General features: G+C 70.1%; 11 protein-coding genes and 2 pseudogenes. 3 read left to right on the plus strand and 10 right to left on the minus strand.

From position 1 onward, the window contains the following. Nucleotides 1–32: 32 nt before the first annotated feature. The 7 genes and pseudogenes from M2271_RS32850 to M2271_RS32880 form a co-directional block, all read right to left on the minus strand. On the minus strand, nucleotides 33–713 hold the full coding sequence (locus M2271_RS32850) for a response regulator (RefSeq protein WP_280891117.1): 681 nt from the start codon (nucleotides 711–713) through the stop codon (nucleotides 33–35). Next, nucleotides 710–2,383, minus strand: coding sequence for a sensor histidine kinase (locus tag M2271_RS32855; RefSeq protein WP_280891051.1), 1,674 nt, complete (start codon nucleotides 2,381–2,383; stop codon nucleotides 710–712). The genes M2271_RS32850 and M2271_RS32855 overlap by 4 nt, the downstream gene beginning before the upstream one ends. A 157-nt stretch (nucleotides 2,384–2,540) precedes the next feature. Beyond that, nucleotides 2,541–3,485, minus strand: coding sequence for a sucrase ferredoxin (locus M2271_RS32860; RefSeq protein ID WP_280891052.1), 945 nt, complete (start codon nucleotides 3,483–3,485; stop codon nucleotides 2,541–2,543). 52 nt (nucleotides 3,486–3,537) lie between these two features. Next, nucleotides 3,538–4,026, minus strand: a pseudogene (locus M2271_RS32865) (citrate/2-methylcitrate synthase); the annotation flags it as partial. A gap of 174 nt (nucleotides 4,027–4,200) precedes the next feature. After that, nucleotides 4,201–4,467 (minus strand): annotated as a pseudogene (locus tag M2271_RS32870) (hypothetical protein); the annotation flags it as partial. A gap of 42 nt (nucleotides 4,468–4,509) precedes the next feature. Further along, nucleotides 4,510–6,735, minus strand: coding sequence for an ABC transporter permease (locus M2271_RS32875; RefSeq protein ID WP_280891053.1), 2,226 nt, complete (start codon nucleotides 6,733–6,735; stop codon nucleotides 4,510–4,512). Nucleotides 6,736–6,738: 3 nt separating this feature from the next. Continuing rightward, nucleotides 6,739–7,503 carry an ABC transporter ATP-binding protein gene (locus tag M2271_RS32880; RefSeq protein WP_280891054.1) on the minus strand — a complete coding sequence of 255 codons (765 nt, stop codon included), beginning with the start codon at nucleotides 7,501–7,503 and terminating at the stop codon, nucleotides 6,739–6,741. 115 nt (nucleotides 7,504–7,618) lie between these two features. Between M2271_RS32880 and M2271_RS32885 the strand changes: the two genes are divergently transcribed. Beyond that, nucleotides 7,619–8,083, plus strand: a complete 465-nt coding sequence (locus M2271_RS32885) for a hypothetical protein (RefSeq protein ID WP_280891055.1) — start codon at nucleotides 7,619–7,621, stop codon at nucleotides 8,081–8,083. 159 nt (nucleotides 8,084–8,242) lie between these two features. Here the strand turns inward: M2271_RS32885 and M2271_RS32890 are convergent, their stop codons facing one another. Together M2271_RS32890 and M2271_RS32895 are read right to left on the minus strand one after the other, a co-directional pair. Further along, entirely contained in the window at nucleotides 8,243–8,551 is a 309-nt protein-coding gene (locus M2271_RS32890) for a hypothetical protein (protein ID WP_280891056.1), read from the minus strand. A gap of 144 nt (nucleotides 8,552–8,695) precedes the next feature. After that, the gene (locus tag M2271_RS32895) at nucleotides 8,696–8,887 is read right to left on the minus strand and encodes a hypothetical protein (RefSeq protein WP_280891057.1); all 192 of its coding nucleotides are present in this window, start codon (nucleotides 8,885–8,887) and stop codon (nucleotides 8,696–8,698) included. Between the two features lie 323 nt (nucleotides 8,888–9,210). Between M2271_RS32895 and M2271_RS32900 the strand changes: the two genes are divergently transcribed. Further along, complete coding sequence (locus tag M2271_RS32900) at nucleotides 9,211–9,507, plus strand: hypothetical protein (RefSeq protein ID WP_280891058.1); 297 nt, start codon at nucleotides 9,211–9,213, stop codon at nucleotides 9,505–9,507. A gap of 216 nt (nucleotides 9,508–9,723) precedes the next feature. Here M2271_RS32900 and M2271_RS32905 read toward each other — a convergent pair whose 3' ends face one another. After that, complete coding sequence (locus tag M2271_RS32905; protein WP_280891059.1) at nucleotides 9,724–10,275, minus strand: DUF3455 domain-containing protein; 552 nt, start codon at nucleotides 10,273–10,275, stop codon at nucleotides 9,724–9,726. Between the two features lie 511 nt (nucleotides 10,276–10,786). On the opposite strand from M2271_RS32905, the gene M2271_RS32910 reads away from it, so the two are divergent. Further along, on the plus strand, nucleotides 10,787–12,340 hold the full coding sequence (locus tag M2271_RS32910; protein ID WP_280891060.1) for a serine/threonine-protein kinase: 1,554 nt from the start codon (nucleotides 10,787–10,789) through the stop codon (nucleotides 12,338–12,340). Nucleotides 12,341–12,487 lie beyond the last annotated feature (147 nt).

Raw genomic sequence — 12,487 nt, forward strand, 5'->3', positions numbered from 1 at the left:
TGGTTCCTTCCCCGCCCCCACGGGCCGTGCCCTCAGGCGCGGGTCGCCCACACGTAGCGGTGTTCCGGGCGGCCCGCGTCACCGTACTTGAGGGTCAGGCGAGCCCGCCCCGTGCGCTCCAGGAGCTTCAGATAGCGCTGGGCGGTCTGGCGGCTCACGCCGGTCCGCTCGGCGATCTCCTGGGCCGACAGGGGGCCTTCGGCGTTCATCAGGGAGCGGCGGACCAGCTCCGCCGTGGTGGGGGAGTGCCCTTTGGGCAGTTCGGGTTCCGACGGCGCGGACAGGGCGCCGAAGATGCGGTCCACCTCGGCCTGTTCCGCCTCGCCTCCGCCGTCGAGGGTGCGGCGCAGTTCGGCATACGCCTCCAGCCTGGCGCGCAGGCCCGCGAAGGCGAACGGCTTGACCAGGTACTGCAACGCGCCGTGCCGCATCGCTGCCTGCACGGTCGAGACGTCCCGCGCCGCCGTCACCATGATCACGTCGGTCTGTTGGCCGCGGCGGCGCATCTCCTGGACGACCGTGAGGCCCGTCTCGTCGGGCAGGTAGTGGTCCATGAGGACGAGGTCCACGTGCGGCAGCGCCTCCAGTTGCCGAAGAGCCTCCGCCGCGCTGTGCGCCTCGCCGGCCACATGGAAGCCCGGCACCTTCTCCACATAGGCGGCGTTGACACGCGCCACCCGAATGTCGTCGTCCACGACCAGGACCTCGATCAACACGACTCCTCCTCGGTGCCGGGCTGTGCGGCCGGCGGCGCGGTCAGGGCGGGTTCCGGTTCCGGTTCCAGAGCGTCGGGCAGGACGACGGTGAACTCCGCGCCTCCGCCGCCCGCATCGTCGACGGTCGCGATGCCCCCTTGCCGCTCGGCGAGCCTGCGGACCAGGGAGAGTCCGATACCGCGCTCCCGGTGCGCCGGTGGCTTCTTCGTGGACCACCCCTCGGTGAAGATCAACTCGCGGTGCTCCTCCGGGATTCCCGGTCCTGTGTCGCGCACCGTGACGACGGCGGTACGGCCCTCCGTGCGCAGTTCGACCTCCACGCGCGCGTGCTGGGTCCCCGCGACGGCGTCCAGCGCATTGTCCAGCAGGTTGCCGAGGATCGTGACGAGGCCACCGGGGTCGACCAGCCGGTCCGGCAGCCAGGTCCCGTCCGAGACCCACAGCGCCACTCCACGCTCGGCGGCGACGGTCGCCTTGCCGACCAGCAGCGCGGCGAGCAGGGGGTCCTGGATCTTCTCGGTCACCTGTTCCGCCGTGGCTCGGTGATCGCCGACGACCTCTCCGACGAACTCCACGGCGTCCTCGTACATCTCCAGTTCGAGCAGCCCGAGGAGCGTGTGCATGCGGTTGGCGTGTTCGTGGTCCTGGGCGCGCAGGGCGTCGATCAGACCGCGGGTGGAGTCGAGTTCGCGGCCGAGCTGATCCAGTTCGGTGCGGTCGCGCAGGGTCGCGACCGCACCCCCGTCGTCGGTGGGCATGCGGTTGGCGACCAGGACACGTTGGCCGCGCACGGTGAGCAGGTCGGTGCCGGTCACCCTGCCCGCCAACACGTCAGCCGTACGGCCCGCACCGAGTGCCTCGTCGGGGGTGCGGCCGACGGCCTCGTCCCGGATGCCCAGCAGCCGCTGTGCCTCGTCGTTGAGCAGGCGGACGCGGCCGGTGCGGTCCAGGGCGACGACGCCCTCGCGGATGCCGTGCAGCATCGCCTCGCGCTCCGCGAGCAGCCCCGAGATGTCCGAGAAGGCCAGGTCACGTGTCTGCCGCTGGACCCGGCGGGAGATGAGCCAGGCGGCCAGCGCGCCCACGGCGAGGGCGCCTCCGGCGTAAGCGAACAGTCCCGGGATCGCGTGGATCAGCCGTGCCCGGACGCTGTCGTACGCGATGCCGACCGAGACCGCGCCGACGATCTTCCCCACGTTGTCGCGCAGAGGCACCTTGCCGCGGGCGGAGCGGCCCAGCGTGCCGCTGTCGATCTCCATGACCTCCTTGCCGGCCAGGGCCTGGCTGGGGTCGGTGGAGACGGTCCTGCCTATCTCGCTCGCAGTGGGGTGCGACCAGCGCACGCCCCGGCGGTCCAGCACCACGACGTACTCGGCCTTGGTGGCCTTGCGGATCCGCTCCGCCTCCCGCTGGACGGGCCCGTCGGCCGACGGAAGCGTGTCCTTGACCTCCTCGGCGATCCCTGGCTCGGCTGCGGCGGTCTGTGCGATCGCCAGCGCGCGGCGCATCGCCTGGTCGTCCAGCTGGTCGCTGAGCGGAGCGAGGAACAGCCCGGTCGCGAGCACCGCGACTCCCGCTGCGATCGCCAGCTGCATCAGCAGCACCTGCGAGAACATGCGTCGCGGCAGTCCGAGACGCAGGCGGCGGGCGGGGGGAGCGGGGCTCATACCCATGACGGTACGTGGGGAGGCCCGAGCTGCCGCTGAGGGTGTGGCATGGATTACTTGATCAATATGTGAGAGCCAGGACGGTCCGCCCAGGGAAGCAGCGACGCAGGGACGGCCCAGCCGACGAACGGCAAGCCTTCGGTGTACGCCGCCGGCCTCAGCCCACCAGCGCCATCGTGGTCGTCAGCTCGCGCACCGCCACCACGTCCATCCGCGCGGGCGAGCCGAGCACCGAGGCCCCGCAGCTTTCCGGGCGGGCCGGCAGCGAGGCGCCCTGGGCCACGACGACGTGCCAGCGGCGTCCGTCGGTGTGGGCGACGGTCACCTCCCAGCGCGGTGCGGCACCCTCCGTGCGGACCACGGCCAGCGTGTCCGCCGCGTACTCGCCCGCGGCCCTGCGCACGGCCAGCTCGGCCGCCTGGCCGGGGCGCTCCCAGGCGGAGTTCCCACGGCATCCCTCCACGACGATCCGGCCCCTCTGGGCGCTGTGCAGGACGTCCTTGACGGCGTGGGCCTCGGCCCGGCCGTAGGCGTAGCCGTACGGCAGGACGAGCAGCGTGGGTGAGAAGCGATGCCCACCCAGATGGGTGACCTCCCATACGCCCTCGACACCGGAGGAGGCCAGCTTCGCCGCGAGGGGGCGGCCGAGGAGGGCGCAGCAGCGGTCGCGCTTGCCGTTGGTGCACACGAGGGCGAGCGGATCACCGGTGTGGGGTCGCCCGCCGAGTGCCGAGTCGAAGGTGCTGTGGTCCCCACGGCCAAGTGCGGCGAAGTCGATGTCCGACAGGCGCCGCGGATCGCGGATCGTGGCGGAGCGCAGCCACCCGTTCCCGGGCACCGTGTGGGCCACGTACACCTGGCGTATGGTCGGCGGGCCGCTGTCGGCGTGCCGCCCGGGGCGGCGGATGAGTGCGACCCGTACGCCCGTGCCCTTGGCCGCCGCCTCCAGGGCGCGGCCGAGCGCGGGGTCCAGGTGGCTCGAAGTGAGCGCTTTGGCACCCCAGGGGCCGGGCTGTTCCAGCAGCAGCCAGGTCGTCGCGGTGGCCGCTGTTCCGGAAATGGGCTCGTCGAGGTCCCGGGAGGCGGTTGAGCACGTACTCACACAGGTGAGCCTAACCTGACTTGAGGCGCGGGTGGCTTCTGGGCGGTCGCGTTCAGCTACTCCGGTACTCCGGCAGGGGCTGAGGCGGCCTCGGGCCCACGTAGTGGCCGCTCGGGCGCATGCGCAGCGGACGCTCCCCGTACTCCTCCAGGGCGTGGGCGATCCAGCCCGCCGTACGGGCCACCGCGAAGATCGTCTCGCCCGCTGTGGCGGGCATGCCGGAGGAAGCGGTGAGCACGGCCAGGGCCAGGTCGACATTGGCGTGCAGCGGGGTGTGGCGGGCCGCGGTGGCGACGACGTCCCGAGCCGCGGCGAGTGCTGGGGCGGCCCTGGGGATGTCCTCCAGGAGCTCGAAGAGAGCACGCGCGCGTGGGTCCTCGCCGGGGTAGAGCCGATGGCCGAGCCCCGGAATGCGCCGGCCGGCCCGCAGCTCGTCGGCGATCACGGGGGCCGCGTCGCCCTGGTCGAGTACCTCCAGCAGCAGCTTGTGGGCGAGCCCGCTGGCCGCGCCGTGCAGGCGCCCCTCGATCACGCCGAGCCCGGGTGGGCCCTGCTGGTCCTCTACCAGCTGCTGCGTCGGGTCATGGTCGAGGCGGCCTGGACGTCGGCTACGACTCCGACAGGACCCGCGCCCTGCTCGACGAGCGTGGCCTGCACGGCCGCATCGCGCAATAGCGGTCATGGTCTGGGTGCCGATGACGTTGAGAAGCTTGAGGCGGTCGGCGGTGCCGCTGCCGGTGGCGGCGGTGTAGGCGACGATGCGCAGTTCGTTGTCGGGGGTGAGGAGCACGTCGCAGTCGAAGGCGAGTGTGCCGACATCAGGGTGACGGACGGTCTTGGTGTCCGACTGGAGTCGCCGATCGCGCTGGACTTCCTCACTCGCTACCCGACCCCGGCCTCCGCCGCCGCGCTGGGTGAGAAGCGAAGCCGTCGAACACCAACGGCCGGCCTCATGTGTAGTCGCCGGAACGGGCCGGTGCACACGACCCGCTCGCCCTCGGCCCCTCCGCTCGCTCCGTGCCCGTTACTCCTTGCTGCCCAGGTGCTCGAGAGGAGAGGCCCGCAGCAGGCGCCCGATCGGCAGGATCGTGGTGAGCAGGGCCAGCAGCGTCGCGCCGCAGAGGACTGCTATCCAGCCCAGCGTCGGCACGTACGGGACCGGGGTACCGGTCAGTGCGTTGACCACGAGGGTGAGGGCGATTGCCGCGATGCTCGCGCCGATGACCAGGGCTACACCGAGGAGCCCGGCCTGTTCGGCGTGGACCATGTTCTTGATCTGGCGGCGGGTGACGCCGACGAGCCGCAGCAGGGCGAGCTCGCGGCGGCGGGCCAGCGCGGCCATGACCATCGTGTTCGCCGCGGCCAGGGCCGCGTAGCCGACCATGACGCCGATGAGCAGCTTGTTCAGCCAGGCGCCGAGGGCGAGATCCTTGGAGAGCCGGCCGGTGAGGTCGGCGGTGCTGACCACGCTGCTGCCGGGGTAGCGGGCCGCGACGTGGGTGAGGTTCCCCTCGACGGAGGTGCCCGGTTTCGTGCGGATCAGAAGCTGGTCGTCGAGGTTGATGCGGGTGTGACCGTCGATGGTCGATCGGCTCATGATGACGTCGCCGAAGCCGAGACCGCGGTCGTAGATCGCCGCGACCTGGGCGTTGAGCGGGGTGCCGTCGCCTAGCCACAGTTCGACCCGGTCGCCGAGCTTCCACTTCTGTGAGGAGGCCCGCAGCGAAGAGATCGCGATGTTCTCGCTGTTCAGGGCGGAAAGGCTGCCCTCGACGACGTCAGGGGCGATCGTCTCGGCGGCGTCTCGGGGGTCGATCGCCAGCGCGTCGACCGGCGTGCCGTCGCCGAACATCCGGACCAGCACGGAGGTGTGGCGCAGTGGGGTGACGGCCTGGACGCCGGGGATGGCGCGGACCCGGGCGGCCGCTGACGCGGGTAGCCCGGCCGGTGAGACCAGCGCGCGGTCGGCCAGGGTCCCGTCGGCGTGCTGTGTGAGCGTGCTGTGCTGCAGGTTGTCCTGCAGGAACCACACCGAGCCACCGAAGCCGACCGACAGGACCAGCGCCGTGAGGACGGTGGCCATCCCGCCGGCATTCGCCCGCAGGTTGGCGCCGGCCAGGTACCCGCTGCTGCCGAAGACCGTGCGCAGTACCGGGGTGAGCAGCCGGGCCGCGAACCCGTTGATCCACGGCGCGAGCAGGGCGACCGCGAGAACGAACAGGTAGAGCATGCCGATCGCGCCCGTGAGCGCCGTCTGCCCGCCGCCGGCGACCGCGAAGGTGCTGGACGATCCGGCTCCGACGAGCGTCAGCAGGCCGAAGACCAGCCGGACCTTGCCGCTGCGCGGAGGCTCGATCGCGGCCTCGCCGAGGGCCTCGGCCGGGCGGATACCGGTGACCCTGCGGGCGGCGATCAGCGCCGCGCAGACGGCCACCAGCGCCGTGAGCAGGACCGCGGCCAGTGCGGGCAGCAGACCGTTGCTCATCGGGAAGGTCGCCGCGACGAAGCCGCGGGTGACCAGCTGGTCGTGCACGAACACGGTGGCCAGCAGCCCGGCGGGGACACCGACCACCGCGGCCACCAGGGCCAGCAGTGTGGACTCGGCCACGAGCATCCGGCGGATCTGGCCGGGGGTGGCGGCCACCGCGCGCAGCAGGGCCAGATCGCGGCGGCGGTGCCGGATGGACAGGCCGATCGTGCCGGCGACGACGAAGACGATCAGCATGGCGACGTAGCCGCCGAAGGTAGCCCCGATCGTCATCAGCAGCACCCGGGTGCTGGCGCCCTCAGGCTGTTCGAGCAGCCCGCGGTCGTTGCCCGTGTAGGCCTCGACGTCGGCGGCCTGGGCGAGCTTGGTCACCTCGGCGATGGCCTTCGGGCCGTCGGCGACCACCTCGATGGTGTCCACCCGGCCGGGATGCCCTGCGGCGGGCTCGGTGCCCACCTTCGTCACCCCGGTGACGTCGCGGATCCGGTCGACCAGATCCGCCGGAACGGTTCCCGCTTCGGGCAGGGGCACCGTCGACTTCGAGATCTCCCCGTCGATGTCCTTCGAGGTGAAGATCATCTCGCGGTGGGCCACCACAACGGTGCTGGCGGCGTACTTGTCGGGTGCGGGTGAATAGCGCAGGCCGGACTCGACCAGAGTGCCCATCGACATAAGGATCATGACGCCGACGGCGAGGGCGACCAGAGTGGCGGCCGCGCTGCCGATGCGGTGGCGCAGGGAACGGACGGCAAGGCTCAGCATGATTCAGGCCCCCTGCGCGACGTGGCTGCGGCGGCCGAGGGCCGCGAGTTGCTCGGCGATACGCTCGGCGCCCGGTTGCGCCATGTCCTGGCGGATCCGGCCGTCGGCCAGTACCACCACCCGGTCGGCGTACGACGCGGCGACCGGGTCGTGCGTCACCATGACCACGGTCTGTCCTTGGTCGTCGACCACCGAACGCAGCAGCGTCAGCACGTCCGCGGCGGTCTGGGTGTCGAGGGCGCCGGTCGGCTCGTCGCAGAAGATGACCTCGGGGCGGGTGGCCAGGGCCCGGGCAATCGCGACTCGCTGCTGCTGACCGCCGGAGAGAGCCGCCGGGCGGTGCCCCAGCCGGTCGCCCAGGCCCACCCGGTCAATGACCTCGGCGATCCAGGCGCGGTCCGGCCGTATGCCCGACAGACGCAGCGGCAGCAGGATGTTCTCCTCGACGGTCAGCGCGCCGATCAGGTTGAACGCCTGGAAGATGAAGCCGATCCGGGTCCGCCGCAGCTTCGTCAATTTCGTCTCGGACAGCTGGGAGAGCTCTTCGTCCCCGATCCAGACGTGGCCGGACGTAGGCCGGTCAAGTCCGGCCGCCGCCTGCAACAGCGTGCTCTTGCCGGACCCCGACGGACCCATCACGGCGGTGAAGGTGCCGCGCCAGAAGGTGGCGTTCACGGCGGCCAGCGCGGTGACCGACTGGCCGCCGGTGGCATACGTACGGGTGAGTTCTTCGACCCGCACAACAGCGTCGTTCGTCTGTGTGTTCACGGGGCAAACGCTATGGACGAGATCACCGCGGAACCATGCAGTCCTCAGGTGAGTCGAGGTACAGCAGGCTGTACCTTCTTCCGCTCCGGAGCGCCGCCGCCGAGCGGATCCGGTGGTGACCATCGCGGCCCGACGGATCACGACCGTCGGCGCCGGTGCGACCGTCCAGGGCCAGATGCAACTCGGCGAGTTCGGCCCCCTCGGCGGGCGCTGCGGCGCCGTAGGGGTAGAGGTCGCCGAAGACGCGGTGGGCGAGCTCGTCGCAGTGGTGCTCAGCCGTTGTGAGCGTCCACCGCTCACACGGCGGCGTGGCGTGCAGCCGACGACGTACAGCGAGCCGGTCTCGCCGGGATCGATGCCCGCTGCGCGGACGGCCATGACGACCTCGCCCGGCGCGGGTTCGGGTATCGGCACATCGGTGACGTCAGAGGACGGCCCGCCCGCCGTAGCGGTCGAAGCGAACGGCGCGGGCTCCGGCGTCGGTCATCTCATGTTCCTGTCGAACGGACCGGCGACGACGGGGCCCGGCCCGCGGAAGACGGTGCCCGGTCCGGGGCGAGGACGTCGATCAACTCGTTGAGAAATTGCCGCAGTTGCTTGCTGCGCTCGGGTCCGAGGGCGTCGGTGATCACGCTGACGCGTGGTGAAGGACGACGGCGTTCGTCAGCGAACTGAAGTCCTGTCAGCCGTGACACGGGAGGGGGCGTCTGCCGGGGCGGACGCTCCCCTGGCGGCTCACTCAGGATGAGCTGACCGCTACCTCGCCCGTCCTGACCGCGACGCCAACTCCCAGGAGGGCGGCATCGGTTGTTCCGAGGTGGACGAGACTCGACGAGTCGAAGACCCAGGCGTAGCCCTTCGGGGCGCCCTTGAACGTGAGGCCGACGCCCTCCCGCCCCGCGGTGTCCTTGACGTGGTCGACAACGCTCACACCCGGGAGCTTGGCGGTGGCACGGTAGATCGCGGCACTGAGGTCGGGGATCAGGGTGGCCTCGTCGACGATGGCACCGAGGTTCTCGACCACTCGGCCGAATCGCGTCGCCCACATCGGGTCGCGACCTGCGCGCGTCGGTATGACAGTCCGTCATCCATAGCCCCACAGCACGAACTTGACGGTACGTCTGAGGCTCTCTCCGGAGAACTACCGGGGAGAGCCTCTGACGTGCTGTCAGTGCAGGCTGTTCCGCCCGTCTCACATCGTGTGTTCCATCACCGGCCCGGTCGATGTGATGTGAGGGGTGTGGATCGCCTTTTCCGGGGTGTGGAACTCCGGTCGGCCTTCGATGTTGAAGTCGGGCAGTTTGCGGTTGATGCTCGTCGGCAGCCACCAGTTGGCGCGGCCGAGGAGTTGCATGATGGCCGGGACGAGTAGCAGCCGGACCACTGTGGCGTCGATGAGGATCGCGCTGGCCAGGCCGATCCCGATGACCTTCAGGTTGACGCTCGGCGACGGGATGAACGCGCCGAACCAAGCTCAGCGAGTTCAAGCGCGGCGAACTCCGCGGCAAGATCGCCGACAAGCCCGGCCTCAACCGCTACCTCCGCACCACACCGGCCGGCAAGCTCCGTATCGACACCGCGAAGATCAAGGCCGAGGAGAACCTGGACGGCAAGTATCTGCTGCGATGCTCCGACCCGCACCTGTCCGCCGAGGACATCGCGCTCGGCTACAAGCAGCTCCTCGACGTCGAGCGGGGCTGGCGGGACATGAAGCAGATCATCGACCTGCGGACCGGCTATCACCGGCTCGAGGAACGCATACGCGCACACGTCATCCTCTGCCGGCTCGCCCTCCTGTTGATCCGCATCATCGAAACCACCACCGGCGCGACCTGGACGACCCTCCGCCGCGAACTCGACCGGCTCCACCTCGGCACGTTCACCGGCCCCACCGGCCTGTTCCGGCAGGTCACCGCCCTCACCAAGACCCAGACCGACCTCCTGGCCAAGCTCGGCATCCCCACACCGAAGCAGATCATCGCTCTCGAACCCACACCCCGATGACCAGCACGAACATCAGCGCCTAGAGAAACGCCTCTCAGGCGTCCTCACTCATGTCCGCGCAGGTCAGACCCCAGATTCGTGACTCTGTGCCGCTGAATTACGCGGAACGCAGGCAAGGGCGGGGAGCGGCAGGTTCTCCTGTAGGAAGCGCCGTACAGCAGTGGCCCCTCGGATCTGCCGATTGTCCGGGGGCCACTGCCGTTGCTTCCTACCGCATCACGACGCGGGCTTGTAGAAGGCGTAGGTGGCGGAGTAGGGGACGCCGACCTGGTCGGTGCCGGTGCAGGCGGTTGTGGGGGCGACGCCGCCGTGGGTGTTGAGGCGTTGGATGTAGGAGACGTCGGCGAAAGCCCCGGTGCCGCGGGTGGCGGTGGACTTCAGGAGAAGCTCGGGGATGGTGCCGGTCTTGGGGGAGTTGGCGACAGCGGAGGCGTTGACGGCGCTGCCGTCCAGCGTGGACACCCAGACGGGTCCGCGGGAGTGGAGGGCGACGGTGCGGTGGGAGCGGTCTTTCTCGTCCCAGAGGGTCGCGGCGGGCTCCAGGAGCGTCCAGGCGCCGTTGCTGCAGGTGTAGGTCTGGACGCCCTCGGCGGAAAGGACAGCGGTCAGCCGGTTACCGTCCGGGACTTTCAGCGCGGCGGGAGCGTCGATGCCGGTGTGGGCGGGCCGCGAGGTTGCGGCTTGGCCGGCCGTTGCGCTTAAGAGGGAGCCGGCGGTCACGGCGGCGAGAGCCGTGGTGGTGAGGATGAGACGCTTGGCAAGCTTCATCGGTGTGCCTCCAGAGCAATTTCTGAACGTGCTTTGCGATGTGGACGCGGATACCGTGCATGCCCCTGTGCCGGGACGGAATGGGTCCACATCTCAGGGTTGGTCAAATGATCTTCAACCCCGACGCCGCACTGTACGCGGGACACTGGTGGCTGGGCTACCAAACTCTGAATTACTTCCGTCTAACTCTGCTCATCTGCGCATCTGCCCGCGCGCCCATTCGCTCGCTGATCAGGCTGCCGCTGCCTGGTTCAGGTCCTCAACCGTCGGGGGTTCTTTCGTCGGCCTCGTCCAGGCTTTCCGGCTCGTCGTGTTCGCCTTGTTCGCCTTGTTCGTCGTATTCATCGAAGAGGCGGACAGAACCGCCGCAAAAGCGCAGACCGCCAAGTTCGTTGCATCTCGCGGTAGTTGACGACGTACGATCGCTATGCGCTCCGCTATGCTCAGCTACGTTCGAGCCAACATTCACCGGCGGGCGCACAGATCGCCGGAAGGAAAAGTGAGAGAGCGCGTGACATCCGGAAATGGCGATCACCAGGCGGGGACACGTTCACCACACGGCTCAGAACGACTGATCGCCAGTCGGTATCTGCTCTACGACATCCTCGGCCGGGGCGGCATGGGCACGGTCTGGCGGGCCCACGACCAGCTGCTGGACCGCCCCGTTGCCGTCAAGGAACTGCACATCCTCACCCACGGCGACGAGGAGCACCGCATCCGGGTGCGCCGCGCCATCCGTGAGGCCCGCGCGGTCGCCCGGGTGCCGCACCAGCACGTGGTGGGCGTCCACGACATGGTCGAGTACGAGGACCGGTTGTGGATCGTCATGGAGCTCGTCGAAGGGCCCTCGCTGGCGCACCGGGTCGCCGAGTTCGGACCGCTCACACCGCAGCACGCCGCCGTCCTCGGTCTGCAACTGCTCGACGCGCTGGAGGCCGTGCACGCGGCCGGCACCCTGCACCGCGACGTCAAGCCCGCCAACGTCCTGCTGCGCCGCGATGACAACGCTATCCTCACCGACTTCGGTATCGCGGCCCTGGACGACGGCGAGTTCCTGACGACCACCGGGGAACTGGTCGGCTCCCTCGAGTACATGGCTCCCGAGCGGGTCATGGGATCGGAGGTCGGCCCGGCGTCCGACCTGTGGTCACTGGGTGCGACCCTCGCTACGGTCTGCGGCGGTCAGTCCCCGTTCCGCAGACCGGCACGGCCCGCGACGCTGCACGCGGTGGCGTACGAGGAACCCTTCCTTGCGGAGCGGCTCGGCCCGATGCGCCCGGTCGTCGAGGCGCTGCTGCGCAAGTCTGCGGACGAGCGCCCTTCGGTGGCCGACGTGCGTTCCGCGCTGCGGCGCGTCGCGGCGGGTGAGGCGGACGCCGGACCACTGCCGACGCCGACCATGCGCGTGTTCCGGCCTTCGGCCCCGTTGGCCGACGCGGACACCGTGACCCGTGGCCAGGAGTGGCTCGTTCCGGCCGGGGAGACCGGTGCGACAGCCCTCCACACCACGTCACTCAGACCCTCAGACCGGCAGTCGTCCCGCCCGGGGGATCGGAAGCGGCTGTGGTGGGCACTGGCCGGCACAGCCGTGCTGGCGGCGGGTGTTGTGGGGAGTCTCTTCCTCACCGGGGTGCTGCCTCTCGAAGGGAACCCGAAGACGACGACCACCAGTCAGGTCGTCCAGTCGGCGAGCGGCTGGCAGCGGGCGACCGGTATGTCCGTCCAGCAGGGAGACCGGGTGACCGTGCAGTTCACATCGGGGGAGTGGACGGTCGACTACCGGAACATGCCCATGACCGGGCCGGCCGGTTATGACGCGAACGCCGACAAGCAGTTGGACGGGGCGAAGGACTGCAAGATCAAGCCCGCGGCGCGGTTCGGCACCCTGCTGATGCGTGTCGCCGGTGAGCGGAACCTCCCCGTCCACAGCGTCGGGCGGAAACTGACTTTCCAGGCTGCCGGGAACGGCACCCTGCAACTGGCAATCAACGACGCCGCGGGGTCCTGCTCCCAGGACAACCGGGGCGCGCTGACCGTGCAGGTGAGCGTCACACACCGACCTTGACGCGCGGCTGTTGCGCCTCGGCGGCGCTCAGCCCCTGGTCAAGCTCCTCGATCCCGATGGTGGACCCGTCGTAAGGGCCCGCACTCGTTGGTCGGAAACAACTGCTGGGGCGGACGGCTCAGCGGTGCCGGCCGCGGTGGGCTGGGC

This window comes from Streptomyces sp. LBL (assembly GCF_029893585.1).
Lineage (GTDB): Bacteria > Actinomycetota > Actinomycetes > Streptomycetales > Streptomycetaceae > Streptomyces.

Excerpts from the sequence above, each read along its gene's own strand:
- M2271_RS32875 (WP_280891053.1), bottom strand. The coding sequence starts at position 6,735 with ATGCTGAGCCTTGCCGTCCGTTCCCTGCGCCACCGCATCGGCAGCGCG.
- M2271_RS32900 (WP_280891058.1), top strand. The coding sequence starts at position 9,211 with ATGAAGCAGATCATCGACCTGCGGACCGGCTATCACCGGCTCGAGGAA.
- M2271_RS32890 (WP_280891056.1), bottom strand. The coding sequence starts at position 8,551 with ATGTGGGCGACGCGATTCGGCCGAGTGGTCGAGAACCTCGGTGCCATC.
- M2271_RS32855 (WP_280891051.1), bottom strand. The coding sequence starts at position 2,383 with ATGAGCCCCGCTCCCCCCGCCCGCCGCCTGCGTCTCGGACTGCCGCGA.
- M2271_RS32905 (WP_280891059.1), bottom strand. The coding sequence starts at position 10,275 with ATGAAGCTTGCCAAGCGTCTCATCCTCACCACCACGGCTCTCGCCGCC.